We start from the raw sequence: 15,664 nt of genomic DNA on the forward strand, positions 1-15,664 counted from the left end.
GTCTCCTGGTCAGGACGTACGGGAGCGCAGGCGCTTGATCAGGCGCTGGGCCACGAAGGCGAGGACGAGCAGCAGGAACATGGCCCAGGCGACCGTCGCCGAGCGGCCCATCTGGTAGTTCTTCCAGCCCTCCTCGTACAGCAGCAGACCCAGCGTCTGGTACTGGTTGTCCGCGCCGCCGGTGATCCCGTTGGGGCCCTGGCCGAAGATCAGCGGTTCGCCGAACAGCTGGGTCGCGCCGATGGTGGAGAGCACGATGGTGAAGACGATGGTCGAGCGAATGCCCGGCACGGTGACATGGGTGAACTGCTTCCACCGGGAGGCCCCGTCGATGGCGGCGGCCTCGTACCGGTCGGCCGGGATGGCCTGCATGGCGGCCAGGTACAGCAGCGCGTTGTAGCCGGTCCAGCGCCAGATGACGATGCTGGAGATCGCGATCTGGGCGGGCCACTTGTCGGCCTCCCAGTTCACCGGGTCCATGCCGACCGTGCCGAGCGCCCAGTTGATCATGCCGAAGTCGCGCTCGAAGAGCATGGTGAACACCAGCGCCGCGGCGCCCACCGAGGTGGCGTAGGGCACCAGCGAGGCGACGCGGAAGAAGAGGGAGCCGCGCATCCGGTAGTTGAGCAGATGCGCCAGGCCCAGCGCCATCAGCAGCTGGGGAACCGTGGAGATGACGCCGATGGTGATGGTGTTCCCCACCGCGTTCCAGAACCGGGAGTCGTTCCACAGCTCGACGTAGTTGTCGAACCCGACCCACTCCATGACGTCCAGAGTGGCGAGTTCGACCCGGTGCAGGGAGATCCAGGAGGTGTAGACGAGGGGGTAGAAGCTGAACGCGGCGAAGACGACGAAGAACGGGGCGACGAACGCGTACGGCGCGCCCTTGACGTCCAGCCGGTGCAGCAGTGCGGCGGCGCCCGGCTTGCGGGACGGGCGTCCGTGCCGCCCTTCGCCGGCCGGGGCCTTGGTGGTGGAGGTGGCCACCGGATTTCCTTCCTGAGATGCGGATGCGTGAGCCGGCCCCGGCCCGCCGCCGGAGCGCGGCGGGGCCGGAGGGCTTGGGGCCCGTCGGTCGGACGACGGGCCCCGGTGGTGCGAGAGGTCAGCCGACCGCCTTCTCGATGCGCTCCGCCGTGGTCTCCCACGCCTCGTCGCGCGAGGCGCCCTGCTGCTCGATCAGCGTCAGACCCTGCGAGAAGAGGTCCTTGATGGCGCCGTCCTTGCGGCCGAGGACCTGCTTGTCCGGGATCTCCTGGGCGGCCGCGCCGAAGATCTGGCCGATCGGGGCGTTGTTGAAGTACTCATGGGTGACGTCCTTGACCTCGGCGCTCTCCAGCGCCTCCTGCGAGGACGGCACGCTGCCCTGCTTCTTGAAGATGTGGGCCTGCTGCTCCGGCGCGGTCAGCCAGGCGACCAGCTTCTTGGCCTCCTCCTTCACCGGGCTCTGCTCGACCACCCCGAGGAAGGAACCGCCCCAGTTGGCGCCCTTGGGGGCCTTGGCGACGTCCCACTTGCCCTTGTTGGCCTCGCCGGCCTTCTCACCGATGTGACCGAGCATCCAGGCCGGGCAGACGGCCGTGGCGAACGTGCTGTTGGCCAGACCCGGGTCCCAGCCCGGCTGGAACTGGCGCAGCTTGGCGGACAGACCGTCCTCGGCCGCGTCGGCGGCGAGGTTCCAGGCCTCCTCGACGGCGGGGTTCTTGTCGTAGATCAGGTCGCCCTTGGCGTTGTAGTACTGCTTGGGGTAGCCGTAGACCATCGCGTTGAACAGACCGCTGGCCGCGTCCATGTACGCGACCTCGCCGCCCTTGAAGTTCTCCTTGAAGGTGCGGCCGACCTCGACGTACTTGTCCCAGCTGCCCTCCCACAGCTTGGCGACCTCTTCGCGGTCGGTGGGCAGTCCGGCCTTCTCGAAGTAGTCCCTGCGGTAACAGACGGCCATCGGGCCGATGTCCGTGCCCAGGCCCAGCACCTTGCCGTCCTCGGTGGTGATCTGGGACTGCTTCCACGGCAGGAAGTGGTCCGTGCCCGCCACGTCGGAGAAGTCCACGAACTTGGCGGCCTGGGTGTCGACGATCTCCTTGGCGCGGCCGATCTCGATGCCCTGGATGTCCTTGAGGCCCTTGCCCGCGGCGAGGCGGGTCTGCAGCGCCGTGTAGTACGTCTGCTCGTCGCCGGCTATCTCGGCCCGGATGTCGACGTTCGGGTTCTCCTTCTCGTACTGCTCCAGCAGGCCGGTCTCCTCGAAGCCCATCACCCCGAACATGCCCATGGTGATGATGACCTTGCCGTCCTTCTTGCCGCCGCCCGTGGCCGACTCGTCGTCGCCGCCGCAGCCGGCGACGAGCGACAGTGCACTGGCTGCCGCCAGGAGCGCGACCGCTCTCGTACGCAATGACCTGGGGACAGTGCCCATGTGTGTTCCTCCTAGCGACGGCGCTGACGCACCGGAGTGATCTGATTCCGCGATGGCACGGGGGGCGATATGTTGCGGTGGGAACGTGCCCACCAGTGAGTGGGAACGTGCCCACCGGCGGTTGGAAGACTCGTGCCAAGCAAGCCGTCATGTCAATAACTTGAAAGCGACTTGTTTCCGGAAGGAGTGACGCCGTTTGCCTCGGGGCCCCGGCCCGGCCCCGGTGCGGTGCTGTCCGCCGCACCGGCGTCTGCCACAATTGCCGCTGGTCAAGTCCGCGACGGGCACCGTCGTGGTTGCCGCCGGGAGGAGCACATGACAGGGGACCGCCGTCCCACGATCAAGACGGTCGCCGCCCGTGCCGGAGTGGGGCGGACGACGGTCTCCCGCGTGATCAACGGCTCCGACCTCGTCAGCGCGGACGCGCGGGCCCGGGTCCTCGCGGCGATCAAGGAGCTGAACTACGTCCCCAACTCGGTGGCCCGCGGCCTGGTGACCAACCGCACCAACGCGGTCGCGCTGGTGATCCCCGAGTCGGAGAGCCGGCTCGGCGCGGAGCCGTTCTTCGCCGCGCTGATCCGCGGCGTCAGCGGGGTGCTCGCCGAGACGCGGACCCAGCTCCAGCTGATGCTGGTGCGCGACCAGTCCGAGCGCGACCAGCTCACGGCGTCGGTCGCCACCCGCAGGGTCGACGGAGTGCTGCTGGTGTCGGTGCACGAACACGACCGGCTGCCGGGGCTGCTGGACGAGATGGGCCTGCCCGTCGTCCTGGCCGGCCGCCGTGACGAGGGGGAACGGCTGAGCTACGTCGGCTCCGACAACGCCGGTGGCGCCGCGGCCGCCGTGCGCCATCTGCTGGAGCGGGGCAGGAGCCGGGTCGCCACCATCACCGGTGCGCTCGACATGGACGTCGGCCGCGCCCGGCTCGCCGGCTGGCGCGCCGCGCACGAGGAGGCGGGCCGCACGGCCGACGAACGGCTCGTCGAGGTCGCGGACTTCACCGAGGAGGGGGGCCGGCGGGCAATGCGTTCGCTTCTTGAACGCGTGCCGGACCTGGACGCCGTCTTCGCCGCCTCCGACCTGATGGCCGTCGCCGCCCTGGCCGAACTGCGCCGCCAGGGACGCCGGGTGCCGGACGACGTCGCCGTCGTCGGCTTCGAGGACTCCGTCCTGGCCCGCCACACCGACCCGCCGCTGACCACCGTCCGCCAGCCGGTCGAGGAACTCGGACGCACCATGGCCCGCATCCTCCTCACCGAGATCACCGAGATCACCGAGGGCGACGCCGCACAGCGGCAGCTGACGCTGCCCACGGAGCTGGTCGTGCGGGAGTCGTCCTGACGGCAAAACGTTCGCGACAGCGAATACTGGCTCACCGGGGTCCGGCGCCGCCGGTCCCCGGCACTCCCACGGCGAGGACCGCCGCGTCGTCGTCGAGCCCGGTGCCGAAGGAGTCGAGCAGGGCCCGGACCGCGGCCACGGCGCCGGACGCGGTGCCGGGCGCGAGGGCGCGGGCGAAGTCGAGGAGTGCGTCGTCCCCGTAGCGGCCGTCGTCGCCGCCGGAGGCCGTACGGGCCTCGGTGAGGCCGTCGGTGTAGAGCAGCAGCGTGTCGCCGGCCCCGAGGCGGACGGTGGTGGTGGCGATCTGGGCGTCGGGCAGGACGCCGATGAGCTGTCCGCCGGGGGTGTGGAGGAAGCCGGCGCTGCCGTCCTCGCCCAGGAGCAGGGCCGGGGGGTGTCCGCCGCCGGCCAGGGTGATCCGGAAGCCTTCCCCCTCCGCGTCGGGGGTGAGCAGTCCGAAGACGACGGTGCAGAACCGCGGGTCGTCCCCGTTGTACTCGTGGTTCAGGACGGTGTTGAGATTGCTCAGCACCGCGGCCGGGTCGGGGTCGTACACGGCGGCGGCGCGCAGGGTGTAGCGGGCCAGGGAGGTGATGGCCGCGGCGGCGGCGCCCTTGCCGCACACGTCGCCGAGGAACAGCCCCCACTTCCCGGCGGCGAGCGGGAACAGGTCGTAGAAGTCGCCGCCGACCTTGTCGGTGGAGGCCGTGTGGTAGTACGCGGCCACGTCCAGGCCGGGGACGCTGTCCAGCGCCGGGGGCAGCAGGGTCCGCTGCAGGGTGGCGTTGAGCCGCCGGAGCTCCTCGCGTTCGCGTTCCGCCCGCCGGCGCGCCCGCAGCAGTTCGGTCTCGTAGGCGCGGCGGTCCCGGGCGTCGAAGACGGTGGTGCGGACCAGCAGCGGCTCGCCGTCGGGGCCGGTCTTGACCGTGGAGGTGACCAGCACCGGCAGGCGGGTCCCGTCGGCCGTCCTGAGTTCCAGGGCGATGCCGCTGACCTCGCCCTGCATGCGCAGCAGCGGGCCGAAGTGGGTCTCGTGGTAGAGCCGGCCGCCCACGGTCAGCAGATCCGAGAAGCTCCGTCGCCCCACCAGCTCCCCGCGTGCGCGGCCGAGCCAGTCCAGCAGCGTCCTGTTGACCTTCACGATCGTGCCGTCCATCAGCGTGGACAGATAGCCGCACGGCGCGTTCTCGTACAGATCCTCGGCGCTGTCCTCCAGCAGCGCGGAGAACGCCGTACGGTCATCGCCCGGGTCCCGGGCGGGCCCGCCGCTCGCGTCGTCGTCGCTGCCGCGCATCAGGGCAGCGCGGTGACGAAGCCGGTGATCGCGGCGGCCGTCTCCTGTGGGGCGGCCAGCTGGGGGCAGTGCCCGGTCGCGTCCAGGGTGACCAGCCGGCTTCCGGGAATCCGGGACTGCACGAAGGCCCCGACCTCCGGGGGCGCTATCGCGTCCCGCGAACACTGGGCGACCAGGGTCGGCACGGCGACCCGGGCCAGGTCGTCGCGGTTGTCCGAGAGGAATGTCACCCGGGCGAAGACGCGGGCGATCTCCGGATCGGTGCGGCAGAAGCTGTTGGTCAGCTCCTCGCCCAGCTCCGGCCGCTCGGGATTGCCCATGATCACCGGCGCCATGGCGCCCGCCCAGCCCAGGTAGTTCGCCTCCAGCGACTCCAGGAGTTCGTCGATGTCCTCGGCGCTGAAGCCGCCCCGGTACCCGGCCGCCGGATCGTCGATGAAGCACGGCGACGGGGCCAGCAGCACCAGGCCGGAGAACGCCCCCGGCTCCCGCGCCGCCGCCAGCACGCCCATCGTCGCGCTCACCGAGTGCCCCACGAACGTCACCGGGCCGAGCGCCAGCTCACGGCAGATCTCCAGCACGTCCTCGGTGTACCCGTCGAGGGTGGAGTGGCGCTCCGGGCTCCACGCCGACAGATCGGAGCGTCCCGCCCCCACGTGGTCGAACAGCACCACGGTGAAGTCGCGCTCCAGGTACGGCACGACCAGCCGCCACATGTTCTGGTCGCAGCCGAAGCCGTGCGCCAGCATCACCACCGGCCCCTGGGGCCGACCGGAAACGGTCACGTGATTCCTGCTCAGCACGGTCATGAGGCATATTCTCGCAGACCGTCCCATTTCCGGTCGCGCCGCCGACGCCGTACCGCCGGACGGGCGGCACGGGGAGTTCGGCGCCGGGGAGTACAGTCTGCTGGCCGCGTCCCGCGCCGGACCGGGCAGCGCGGCTTCCTGTCCCCTGTGGGCTCCGGCGAGTGACCTCATGACCAGCACGCAGGACCGGCCCGCGCCGGTGGACGTCCGGCAGCGCACCGCTCGCATACGCCGCCGACTGGAGCGGCTCATCGGCATCGCGGCGACCGAGGGCAACGCGCTGACCCCGCTGCGCAACGGGGACGAGATCTTCCCGGCGATGCTGGCGGCCATCCGGTCCGCCCGGCACACCGTGGACATGATGACGTTCGTGTACTGGAAGGGCGACATCGCCCGCGAGTTCGCCGAGGCGCTGGCCGACCGGGCCCGGGCGGGCGTGCGGGTGCGGCTGCTGCTGGACGGCTTCGGCAGCCGGCTGATCGAGAAGCACCTGCTGGCGGAGATGGAGCGGTCCGGCGTGCAGGTGGCCTGGTTCCGCCGGCCGCTGGTCATCTCCCCGCTCAAGCAGAACCACCGCTGCCACCGCAAGGTCCTCGTCGTGGACGAGCAGACGGCCTTCACCGGCGGCGTGGGCATCGCGGAGGAGTGGTGCGGCGACGCCCGCGACGAGCGCGAGTGGCGCGACACCCACGTGGAGGTCCGCGGGCCCGCCGTGGACGGCGTCGCCGCCGCCTTCGCGCAGAACTGGGCAGAGTGCCACGACGAACTCTTCGACGACCACGACCGGTTCGTGCCGCACCGGCCGCAGGGCGACGCGGTGGTGCAGGTGGTGCGCGGATCGGCCAGCTTCGGCTGGCAGGATCTCCAGACGCTGATGCGGGTGATGCTGGAGTCGGCCGAGGACCGCTTCCGGCTGGCCACCGCCTACTTCGCGCCGGACGCCTATTTCGTGGAGCTGCTGTGCGCCACCGCCCGGCGGGGCGTGGAGGTGGAGATCCTGCTGCCCGGCCGGCACACCGACAAGCGGGTCTGCCGGCTGGCGGGCCGGCACCACTACGGCGCCCTGATCGCCTGCGGCGTGAAGATATACGAGTACCGGCCGACGATGATGCACGCCAAGATCGTCACCGTCGACGGCATCGCCGCGCTGGTGGGCTCGACCAACTTCAACCGCCGCTCCCTCGACCACGACGAGGAGATCATGCTCGCCGTGCTGGACAGGGAGTTCACGGCCACGCTCGACGGTCACTACGACGACGACCTGCGGGACGCCGAGGTGATCCGGGAGGCGCGCTGGAAGCGCCGCTCCGCACTGCACCGGGCGCGGGAGGCGGCCGTCGTGCCGATCCGCCGGTTCCTGTGAGCGCGGTCCGGCGGGGGCGGGGGCCTCGACGGAGTGCTCGACGCGTCCCCTCGGCGGAGCGCGGTGGGCGTCGCCCCGCTCATCCGCCGCGTCGGCGCCGGCCGGCCACGCTCTGCCCGCACCACTGCCACCTCCGGGCGCCGGCTGCCGACGCCCGCGCCGACGTCGTACGGGACGGTGGGCCCTGCCCGCGCGGCACGGAGCGCCCCCGACGCCCCGCCGCCGGCCCTCGCCCCCTTCCTCGCCGGCGCCGCGCGCAACGCGCCGCTCCGCCACTGCCTGCTGTTTCCCGGCAGCGGGCCGCTGGGTGAGGTGCTCCACCGGGACCTGAGCGAGTGCGGCCGTCGCGCATGCGAACCGACGGGTTTGCGGAGCCGGCTTCGCCGCCTCCGCGGTCGCCGGGGTGTTCCCGCACCGGCTGCGCGGCACGATCCCGGCGACGGCCGAGAACCTCGCCGACCCGATCCGGCGGTTGCGGGTCTCCCCGCACCGCACACGGTTCTTTGCGGTCTGAGCCGATCGGGCCGTACGGTGTGGTGGACTTGGCCGATGGACGTGCGGGTGGTCGGGGTCGACGTGGGATCGGTGGCGCTGGGACGCTTCGCCTGGGCCGCGGTCGACGCGCCGCGACTGTCGCTGGTCGCCCAGGGGTCCGACCCCGGGACGGCCGCGGAGGCGCTCGCCGGCGCGCTGGCCCGTGGGGGCCGGGCGGCGCTGGTGCTGGAGGCCCCCGGGTGCGTGCCGGTGCCGGCCGCCGACCGGGCGGACGGCTGGCGCGACCTGGGCCGGGCGAGGGCGGGGGAGGGCAACCGGCCCTGGTCGGCGGGCGCCGGCGCCGGAGTCCTGGCCACCGGCGTCGCCCAGGCCGCGTGGCTGCTCGCGAGGCTGGCCGCGATCGCGCCCGGCACCGCGGCGACCACCGTCCCGCACCGCTGGTCGGCCGCGCACGGCCCGCGGCTGCTGCTCGCCGAGGCGCTGGTCTCCGGCGCGGGCAAACCCGTCCCGACGGCCGCCGGACCCCACGCCGCCGACGCGGAGGCCGCCGCCCGGGCCCTGGCCGAGCGCCTGCCCGCGCTGCCGGACCTCAGGACCGACGTGAGCTGCGCGCCGCACCGACCGTTCAACCTGCTCGCCGCCGCGGCCGCATGGGCCGGGCTGGAGGTGCCGGCGGAGGAACTGCACGGGGACCTGCTGGTCGTACGGGCCCGGCCCGCGGGTACCTGACGGGTCGCGCGGCGCGGCGGGGTCCGCGCGCAGGGCGGGGCGCACGGGGCAGGACAGGCGAACGTGCGAGCGCGAGGCGCGTCCTCAGCCGCCCCCGCGCCGCGCCGACGCACCCCGCCCGACCGCCGACAGCAGGGAGCCGAGGGCGGCGCCGATCGCGAGGAACACCACGCAGGTGCCGACCTTGGTCTCCGTGCTCGCCGAGGTGGTGAACGGCCACACCACCAGCGCCGCCGTACTGACGGCGACGATCCGGGAGAACAGCCGTCCGGGCCGTGAGGCGCTGCGCAGCAGCAGATGCAGCAGCCCCGTGGCGGTCAGCGCGACGACGGCCGCGCCCCCGGCGAGCCAGCCGGTGGAGCCGCCGCCCGACGGCGCGGAGAACACGGCGATCCCCATCACGCCGCGCACCAGCAGCACGGCCGCCATGGCGGTCAGCCCCACCAGGCCGGCGGTCATCACCCCGCCGGCCCACAGCCGGGCCGCGTCCAGGCGCCGACCGGGGGAGTCCGGCGCGCTCCCGGTCCCGGGGGACCCATTCCGGCGGTCGGAGGACTGGTTCGGGGACTGCACGATCGGCCTCCTGGTGACGGGTGTGCGCGCCCTGCTCACCCTGTCGCCCTCCAGGGGGTGCGCGCCCTGCTCACCCCCTCGTCCTCGAGGGGCGTGCGCCATCCGTACCCCTTGCCGGGGCCGCGCCCCCGCCCCCTCCTCCGTTCGGGGCAGCGCACCCGCCCCCTCCTCCGTTCGGGGCAGCACACCCGCCGCCGGTGTCAGACCGGCTCGTCCGCGAGATACGGCGGGGCCGGGTCGTACTGGATCTCACGCCGTACGGCCCGCGCGTGATCGCGGCCGTGCAGCCGGCCGACCAGCCACAGCGCGCTGTCGATCCCCGCGGACACCCCCTGGCTGGTGAGCAGGTTCCCGTCGGCCACGTAGCGGGCGTCCCGGACGACGGTGACGTCGCCCTTCGCCGCCAGTTCGTCCTCGTGGTCCCGGTGCGTGGCCACCTGCCGGCCCCGGGCCGGACCGGCGGCGTGCAGCAGGAACGCGCCGGTGCACACGCCGTGCACCCACGCGGCCTGCCCGGCGGTCTCGGCGATCCACCCGGTGACCACGGGATTGCGCGGCTCGACCAACCGGGCGCCCCGGCCGCCGGGCACCGTCAGCACGTCCAGCGCGGGATGGTCGTCCAGCGTGTGGTCGGGCAGCACGCGTAGCCCCTTCGCGCAGCGGACCGGGCCGGGCCGCTCCGCGACGAGGACCGCCCTGTCCGCGCCGCCGCGCAGCAGGGCGGAGGCCGTGAAGACCTCCCAGGGGCCGGCGAAGTCCAGTTCCTCGACCGCGTCGAAGACGAGCAGGCCATAGGTCGTCATGCGCATTCCTCACTCAAGTGCCGATGGGTTCGCGTGGTCATGGGGCTCATGTGCCGATGGGCGGGCATGTGCTGATGGGGTTCATGCCGACGGAGCGTCATGTGCCGATGGAGTCGACCGGGTTACGTGCCGATGGGCCTTCACGTGCCGATGGGGCGGGCGGGTCGGTCGCCGAGAGGCCGGGCGAGGTCCCGGACGGCCGGTCCGCCGGCGGAGCGGAAACGCGCCCGGTAGTCGGAGGGCGCGACGCCGAGCCTGCGCTGGAAGGTGCGGCGCAGGGTCTCCGCCGTGCCGAAGCCATGACGCCGGGCGATGGACTCGACCGGCTCGTCGCCCTCCACCAGCGCCCGCCGGGCCGCCTCCACGCGCACCTGTTCGACGTACGCCGCCGGAGGGACGCCCAGTTCCGCGGTGAAGCGGCGCTGGAGGTGACGCGGGCTGAGCCCGGCGTGCGCGGCGAGGTCCGCGATGCCGTGCCGGGCGCCCGGCGAGGAGTGGATCGCCGTCACGGCCGCGCGCACCGGATCCGTCGCCGGCTGCCGCGACCACAGCGCCACGCTGAACTGCGACTGGCCGCCCGGCCTGCGCAGGAACAGCACCAGCTCGCGCGCCGCCGCGTGCGCGGCCTCGCGGCCGAGGTCGTCCTCGACCAGGGCGAGGGCCAGGTCCATGCCGGCGGTCACCCCGGCCGACGTCCACACCCGGCCGTCCCGGATGAACACCGGGTCGCAGTCGACGCGCAGGCCCGGGTGTTCACGGGTGAGCTGTTCCTCCCGGCCCCAGTGCGTGGTGACCCGGTGACCGTCGACGAGCCCCGCCGCGGCCAGCAGGAACACTCCGCTGCACACCGAGGCGACCCGCCGGGCATCGCCGCCCGCCGCCGCGATCCAGCGCACCAGCTCCTCGTCGTGCCGGGCCTCGTCGACGCCCTGTCCGCCGGCCACCACCAGGGTGTCGATCCCGTGCGGATCGGCCCCGTCCACGCCGTGTCCTGCGTGCACGGACAGCCCGCTGCTGGTGGCGACCGGACCGGAGCGGGCGGCCACGACCTCGCACGTGTACGCGCCCGTGTGATGTGCGGCGTGGTGGAACACCTCGTGCGGTCCGGCCAGGTCGAGCTGCTGGAAACCGTCGAAGATCACGAAGACGATGCGTCGCTGGGTCACCTCTCCACCGTCGGCTCCGCGCGCCGTTGGCGTCAACGACACGCACCCCACGGATCGCGCCATGGCCACCGGCGGTCACCGCCGCGACGCCCACGACAGCCGCGCCCGCCACCCGTGACCGGCCGCCCACGACGACCGGCCGCCCAGGCCACCGGTGATCGCCCAACCGGCTTGGTAGCGTGCGCTGTTGGACGAGGGAGAGAGCAACGCATGACAGCGCGCACATTCCGCATCGGGGGAGACCTGCCCGTAGGGCGCATCGGCTTCGGTGCGATGCGCCTGCCGACCGAGCCGGGCCCCGACCGGGCGGCCTCCATGGCCGTGGCGCGGCGGGCGGTCGAGCTGGGGGTCACCCTGATCGACACCGCCCACCTCTACGGCGCCGGCGCGAACGAGGAACTCCTCGCCGAGGCCCTGCACCCCTACCCGGACGACCTGCTGATCACCACGAAGGTCGGCGTGGCCCGCACCGGCCCCGGCGGGGAGTGGCGGCTCGACGGCCGGCCGGAGATCCTCCGGCAGCAGGTGGACGACGCCCTGCGGCGGCTGCGCGTCGAACGCCTCGAACTGCTCCAGCTGCACCGCATCGACCCCGAGACCCCGATGGCGGAACAGCTCGGCACCCTCCGCGAGCTGCAGGAAGCGGGCAAGATCGGCCGGATCGGGCTGTCGGAGGTGACGGTCGCCGATCTGGAACAGGCTCGGAAGACGATCGACGTGGTCAGCGTGCAGAACGCCTACAACCTGCTCGACCGCGCCCACGAGCCCGTCCTGGAGGCGTGTACGGCGGCCGGGATCGCGTTCCTGCCCTGGCGTCCCGTCGCGCACGGCGGCGCCGGCGCGCGCGAGGAGGTCGCCGCCGTCGCCCGGGAGCTGGAGGCCACGCCGACGCAGGTCGCCCTCGCCTGGCTGCTGGCCCGCTCGCCGGTGGTCCTGCCCATCCCCGGCACCGCGAGCATCGGACACCTGGAGGAGAACGTCGCCGCCGCCGAGCTGCGGCTGACGGACGCCCACCGCGCCCGGCTGGACGCGCTGGCCCCACCGGCGTGACACCGGGAGCCCTCGCACGCCACCGCGTGGGGGATCCGCTCGCCCCGCCGGCCTGACGCACCCGCAGCCTTCGCACTCCGCCTTCCCCCGCGCCGGCCTGACACCGGCAACCCCCGCACACCACCGTGCGGGGGATCTTGACGCGAGTAATGTTACCGGTAACACTCGCGATGGCCCGGCCCACCGCCCGAAGGGACCTCCATGCCCGCCCTGACCACCACCTCCGACGGCTTCCTGCTGCACGGCGAGCCGCTGAGGATCATCTCCGGCGCGATGCACTACTTCCGCGTCCACCCGGACCAGTGGGCCGACCGCCTCCGCAAGGCCCGGCTGATGGGGCTCAACACCGTGGAGACCTACGTCCCCTGGAACGCCCACCAGCCCGACCCCGACGGCCCCCTCGTCCTCGACGGCATCCTCGACCTGCCGCGCTACCTGTCCCTGGCCAAGGCGGAGGGCCTGCACGTCCTGCTGCGCCCCGGCCCCTTCATCTGCGCCGAGTGGGACGGCGGCGGCCTGCCCTCCTGGCTCACCTCGGACCCGGACATCCGGCTGCGCAGCAGCGACCCCCGCTTCACCGACGCGATCGACCGCTACCTCGACGCGCTGATCCCGCCGCTCCTGCCCCACATGGCGGCGGCCGGCGGCCCGGTGATCGCCGTCCAGGTGGAGAACGAGTACGGCGCCTACGGCAAGGACGCCGCCTACCTCGAACACCTGCGCACGGGCCTGCGTTCCCGCGGCGTCGAGGAACTGCTGTTCACCTGCGACCAGGCCGACCCGGCCCACCTGACCGCGGGCAGCCTCCCCGACACCCTCGTCACCGGGACCTTCGGCAGCCGCATCGAGTCGAGCCTCGCCACCCTGCGCGCCCACCTGCCCGAAGGCCCTCTGATGTGCACGGAGTTCTGGATCGGCTGGTTCGACCACTGGGGCGAGCCGCACCACGTGCGGGACGCGGCCGACGCCGCCGCCGACCTCGACCGGCTGCTCACGGCCGGCGCCTCCGTCAACATCTACATGTTCCACGGCGGCACCAACTTCGGCTTCACCAACGGCGCCAACCACGACCACGCCTACGCCCCCGTCGTCACCTCCTACGACTACGACGCCCCGCTCGCCGAGAGCGGCGACCCCGGCTCCAAGTACCACGCCTTCCGCGAGGTCATCGCCCGCCACGCGCCCGTCCCCGACGAACCCGTCCCCGCCCCCGCGCCCAAACTCCCGCCCACCACCGTCGAACTCGACCGCCGCGCCCCCTTCCTGCCGTACGCGGCCGGGCTCCCCGGCGCCGTGCGCAGCGAGCACCCGCTCACCTTCGACGACCTCGGACAGCGCTCGGGATACGTGCTCTACCGCACCACCCTGCCCGCCTCCGGCGACGGTCTGCTGCACTTCGAGGGCGGCGTCGGCGACCGCGCACAGGTCTTCGTGGACGGCGCCCCGGCCGGCGTCCTCGAACACGAACGACACGAGGAGGCCCTGCACGTCCGCTCGCCCCGCACCGGCGCGATCCTGGACGTCCTCGTCGAGCACATGGGCGGCGTGAACTACGGCCCCCGCATCGGCTCGCCCAAGGGGCTCCTCGGCCGGGTCGCCTTCCAGGGCGCCGCCCTGCGCGGCTGGGACTGCCACCCCGTCGCCCTGGACGACCCGGCGCCGCCCCTCGCGGCCCGCGACGTCGTCGAGGCCGCCGGTCCCGCCTTCCACCGCGGCGTCTTCGAGGTCGCCGCACCGGCCGACGCCTTCCTCGCCCTGCCGGGCTGGACCAAGGGGCAGGCCTGGATTAACGGCTTCCACCTCGGCCGCTACTGGAACCGAGGCCCCCAGCGCACCCTCTACGTCCCCGGCCCCGTGCTGCGCCCAGGCGCCAACGACCTCGTCCTGCTCGAACTGCACGGCGCAACCGGCCGCCACGCGCACCTCACCGACACCCCCGACCTCGGGTGGGTCAAGCCCTGACCCGGCCCGGTCCGCCCCGCCCGGCCTATCCTGTGGATCCGCCGGACGGGGCAGGGCCGCCGGCACGAGGACACGAGGAAGCGCCGCCCGCATGACACCGAGCACCGACGACGGCACGGCCCCCAAAGGGCGCAGCCGCCGCAGTTTCGCGGGCGCACGGCCGGTCATGGCCGACGTGGCCCGCCGGGCCGGGGTCTCCAAGCAGACCGTCTCCCGTGTCCTCAACGACCACCCGTCCGTGCGCCCCGAGACCCGGCAGGCCGTCCTCGACACGATGCGCGCCCTCGGTTACCGGCCCAGCCGCAGCGCCCGCTCCCTGGCCAGCGGGCGCACCCGGCTGCTCGGCGTGATCTCCTTCGACGCCGCCCGCTACGGACCCGCCTCGGTCCTCACCGCCATCAACACCGCGGCGCAGGACGCCGGTTACCTGGTCAGCTCCATCGCCCTGGCCACCGCAGACCGGGACACCGTGGCCCGCGCGGTGGACCGGCTGTCGGCCGAGGGCGCGGACGGCGTCATCGCGATCGCCCCGCAGCGCCACGTCGCCGCAGCCCTGGCCGAGGCCCGCCTGGAGACCCCCATGGTGATGCTGGACAACGACCTCGGCGGCGGCATCCCCATGGTCACCGCCGACTCCCGCGACGGCGCCCGCGCCGCCACCGAGCACCTGCTCGGCCTCGGTCACGCCACCGTCCACCACATCGCCGGCCCCGCGGGCTGGACCGCCGCCGACGTCCGCGCCGCCGGCTGGCGCGCCACCCTCGCCGCGGCCGGCGCCACCGTCCCCGAACCCCTCGCCGGCGACTGGAGCGCCGACTCCGGCTACGCGCTCGGCCGCCGGCTGGCCCGCGACCCGGGCGTCACCGCGGTGTTCGCCTCCAACGACCAGATGGCCCTCGGCCTGCTGCGCGCCCTGCACGAGGCCGGCCGCCGCGTCCCCGAGGACGTCTCCGTGGCCGGCTACGACGACATCCCCGAGGCCGCCCATCTGCTGCCGCCGCTGACCACCGTGCGCACCGACTTCGGCGAGATCGGCCGGCGCGCGCTGCGCCTGCTGCTGGACCTCCTCGACCGCGCCGACGGCGGCACGGGCCGCGGCCCCCGCACGGAATCCGTCGTTCCGGTCCGCCTGGTCGTCCGCCGCAGCACCGGAGCGGCCCCCTCCGCCGGGTGAGGATCCTCTCGCCTGGGTTACGAATCGCTCAACCTCTGGTATCTGCGCGGTGATCGGGTGACGATGGGCGCATGACTCTGGCCCAGCGCGCCCTGGAGCGACTGGAAGCCTGGCCCGACCTCACGGCGGGCCAGGCCAGTTGCGGCACAGGGCGGGCAGTTCGCTCCCCGTACAGCGAGATAGCCCACTTCCACACCGACCACGACGTGGACCTCCACCTGACCGACCGGGCCATCCGGCGGTTCGCCCACGACCTGCGGGACACCACCGCCGTCCGGCTGCTGCCCGGCTCCCGGTGGGTCACCGTCCACCTGGACTGCGACACGGACGTCGACCTGCTGCTGAGCCTGGTGAGCATGGCCCTCCAGGTCCACCAGGCCAAGCCGCCGAGCGTGCCCCCGGCCCTCGACGCCTGCAACTTCCACCGCGTCACGGTCCTGCGCCGCGACCCGGCCGGCCTGGCCCCTCCCCGCATCTGACCGGACC

Annotated in this window: 14 protein-coding genes; 7 read left to right on the top strand and 7 right to left on the bottom strand. The window is 73.5% G+C overall.

Annotated elements, in window-relative coordinates:
* Nucleotides 1-9 precede the first annotated feature (9 nt).
* Both ABZY13_RS22145 and ABZY13_RS22150 read right to left on the bottom strand, forming a co-directional pair.
* The gene (locus ABZY13_RS22145) at nt 10-987 is read right to left on the bottom strand and encodes a sugar ABC transporter permease (RefSeq protein WP_356633323.1); all 978 of its coding nucleotides are present in this window, start codon (nt 985-987) and stop codon (nt 10-12) included.
* 118 nt (nt 988-1,105) lie between these two features.
* Nucleotides 1,106-2,419 carry an ABC transporter substrate-binding protein gene (locus ABZY13_RS22150; protein WP_356633325.1) on the bottom strand — a complete coding sequence of 438 codons (1,314 nt, stop codon included), beginning with the start codon at nt 2,417-2,419 and terminating at the stop codon, nt 1,106-1,108.
* 315 nt (nt 2,420-2,734) lie between these two features.
* On the opposite strand from ABZY13_RS22150, the gene ABZY13_RS22155 reads away from it, so the two are divergent.
* Complete coding sequence (locus tag ABZY13_RS22155; RefSeq protein WP_356633327.1) at nt 2,735-3,760, top strand: LacI family DNA-binding transcriptional regulator; 1,026 nt, start codon at nt 2,735-2,737, stop codon at nt 3,758-3,760.
* A 31-nt stretch (nt 3,761-3,791) separates the two neighbouring features.
* Here the strand turns inward: ABZY13_RS22155 and ABZY13_RS22160 are convergent, their stop codons facing one another.
* Nucleotides 3,792-5,054, bottom strand: a complete 1,263-nt coding sequence (locus ABZY13_RS22160) for a SpoIIE family protein phosphatase (protein ID WP_356633329.1) — start codon at nt 5,052-5,054, stop codon at nt 3,792-3,794.
* Entirely contained in the window at nt 5,054-5,863 is an 810-nt protein-coding gene (locus ABZY13_RS22165) for an alpha/beta hydrolase (protein ID WP_356633331.1), read from the bottom strand. Before ABZY13_RS22165 ends, ABZY13_RS22160 begins: the two co-directional genes overlap by 1 nt.
* Before the next feature lie 169 nt (nt 5,864-6,032).
* Between ABZY13_RS22165 and ABZY13_RS22170 the strand changes: the two genes are divergently transcribed.
* The gene (locus ABZY13_RS22170) at nt 6,033-7,226 is read left to right on the top strand and encodes a phospholipase D-like domain-containing protein (protein WP_356633333.1); all 1,194 of its coding nucleotides are present in this window, start codon (nt 6,033-6,035) and stop codon (nt 7,224-7,226) included.
* Nucleotides 7,227-7,775: 549 nt separating this feature from the next.
* The gene (locus tag ABZY13_RS22175) at nt 7,776-8,450 is read left to right on the top strand and encodes a hypothetical protein (protein WP_356633335.1); all 675 of its coding nucleotides are present in this window, start codon (nt 7,776-7,778) and stop codon (nt 8,448-8,450) included.
* An 84-nt stretch (nt 8,451-8,534) separates the two neighbouring features.
* Here ABZY13_RS22175 and ABZY13_RS22180 read toward each other — a convergent pair whose 3' ends face one another.
* The 3 genes from ABZY13_RS22180 to ABZY13_RS22190 form a co-directional block, all read right to left on the bottom strand.
* A complete protein-coding gene (locus ABZY13_RS22180; RefSeq protein ID WP_356633337.1) occupies nt 8,535-9,023 on the bottom strand; it encodes a DUF6069 family protein in 489 nt (162 codons plus the stop codon).
* Between the two features lie 200 nt (nt 9,024-9,223).
* Nucleotides 9,224-9,826: a DJ-1/PfpI family protein gene (locus ABZY13_RS22185; RefSeq protein WP_356633339.1), complete on the bottom strand. Its 603-nt coding sequence runs from the start codon at nt 9,824-9,826 to the stop codon at nt 9,224-9,226.
* A gap of 140 nt (nt 9,827-9,966) precedes the next feature.
* Entirely contained in the window at nt 9,967-10,992 is a 1,026-nt protein-coding gene (locus ABZY13_RS22190; RefSeq protein WP_356633341.1) for a DJ-1/PfpI family protein, read from the bottom strand.
* 210 nt (nt 10,993-11,202) lie between these two features.
* On the opposite strand from ABZY13_RS22190, the gene ABZY13_RS22195 reads away from it, so the two are divergent.
* The 4 genes from ABZY13_RS22195 to ABZY13_RS22210 all read left to right on the top strand — a co-directional run bounded on the left by ABZY13_RS22195 (nt 11,203) and on the right by ABZY13_RS22210 (nt 15,657).
* Nucleotides 11,203-12,042, top strand: a complete 840-nt coding sequence (locus tag ABZY13_RS22195) for an aldo/keto reductase (RefSeq protein ID WP_356633343.1) — start codon at nt 11,203-11,205, stop codon at nt 12,040-12,042.
* Nucleotides 12,043-12,243: 201 nt separating this feature from the next.
* Nucleotides 12,244-14,004 carry a beta-galactosidase gene (locus ABZY13_RS22200; protein ID WP_356633345.1) on the top strand — a complete coding sequence of 587 codons (1,761 nt, stop codon included), beginning with the start codon at nt 12,244-12,246 and terminating at the stop codon, nt 14,002-14,004.
* Between the two features lie 91 nt (nt 14,005-14,095).
* Nucleotides 14,096-15,178 carry a LacI family DNA-binding transcriptional regulator gene (locus tag ABZY13_RS22205; protein WP_356633347.1) on the top strand — a complete coding sequence of 361 codons (1,083 nt, stop codon included), beginning with the start codon at nt 14,096-14,098 and terminating at the stop codon, nt 15,176-15,178.
* 71 nt (nt 15,179-15,249) lie between these two features.
* Nucleotides 15,250-15,657 carry a luciferase family protein gene (locus ABZY13_RS22210; RefSeq protein WP_356633349.1) on the top strand — a complete coding sequence of 136 codons (408 nt, stop codon included), beginning with the start codon at nt 15,250-15,252 and terminating at the stop codon, nt 15,655-15,657.
* Nucleotides 15,658-15,664 lie beyond the last annotated feature (7 nt).

This window comes from Streptomyces sp. NPDC006610 (assembly GCF_040611575.1).
GTDB lineage: Bacteria > Actinomycetota > Actinomycetes > Streptomycetales > Streptomycetaceae > Streptomyces.

What these genes read in the sequence shown, in the direction of transcription:
- ABZY13_RS22150 (WP_356633325.1), bottom strand. Translation starts at nt 2,419, where the DNA reads ATGGGCACTGTCCCCAGGTCATTGCGTACGAGAGCGGTCGCGCTCCTG.
- ABZY13_RS22155 (WP_356633327.1), top strand. Translation starts at nt 2,735, where the DNA reads ATGACAGGGGACCGCCGTCCCACGATCAAGACGGTCGCCGCCCGTGCC.
- ABZY13_RS22160 (WP_356633329.1), bottom strand. Translation starts at nt 5,054, where the DNA reads ATGCGCGGCAGCGACGACGACGCGAGCGGCGGGCCCGCCCGGGACCCG.
- ABZY13_RS22165 (WP_356633331.1), bottom strand. Translation starts at nt 5,863, where the DNA reads ATGACCGTGCTGAGCAGGAATCACGTGACCGTTTCCGGTCGGCCCCAG.
- ABZY13_RS22170 (WP_356633333.1), top strand. Translation starts at nt 6,033, where the DNA reads ATGACCAGCACGCAGGACCGGCCCGCGCCGGTGGACGTCCGGCAGCGC.
- ABZY13_RS22175 (WP_356633335.1), top strand. Translation starts at nt 7,776, where the DNA reads ATGGACGTGCGGGTGGTCGGGGTCGACGTGGGATCGGTGGCGCTGGGA.
- ABZY13_RS22185 (WP_356633339.1), bottom strand. Translation starts at nt 9,826, where the DNA reads ATGACGACCTATGGCCTGCTCGTCTTCGACGCGGTCGAGGAACTGGAC.
- ABZY13_RS22195 (WP_356633343.1), top strand. Translation starts at nt 11,203, where the DNA reads ATGACAGCGCGCACATTCCGCATCGGGGGAGACCTGCCCGTAGGGCGC.
- ABZY13_RS22200 (WP_356633345.1), top strand. Translation starts at nt 12,244, where the DNA reads ATGCCCGCCCTGACCACCACCTCCGACGGCTTCCTGCTGCACGGCGAG.
- ABZY13_RS22205 (WP_356633347.1), top strand. Translation starts at nt 14,096, where the DNA reads ATGACACCGAGCACCGACGACGGCACGGCCCCCAAAGGGCGCAGCCGC.
- ABZY13_RS22210 (WP_356633349.1), top strand. Translation starts at nt 15,250, where the DNA reads ATGACTCTGGCCCAGCGCGCCCTGGAGCGACTGGAAGCCTGGCCCGAC.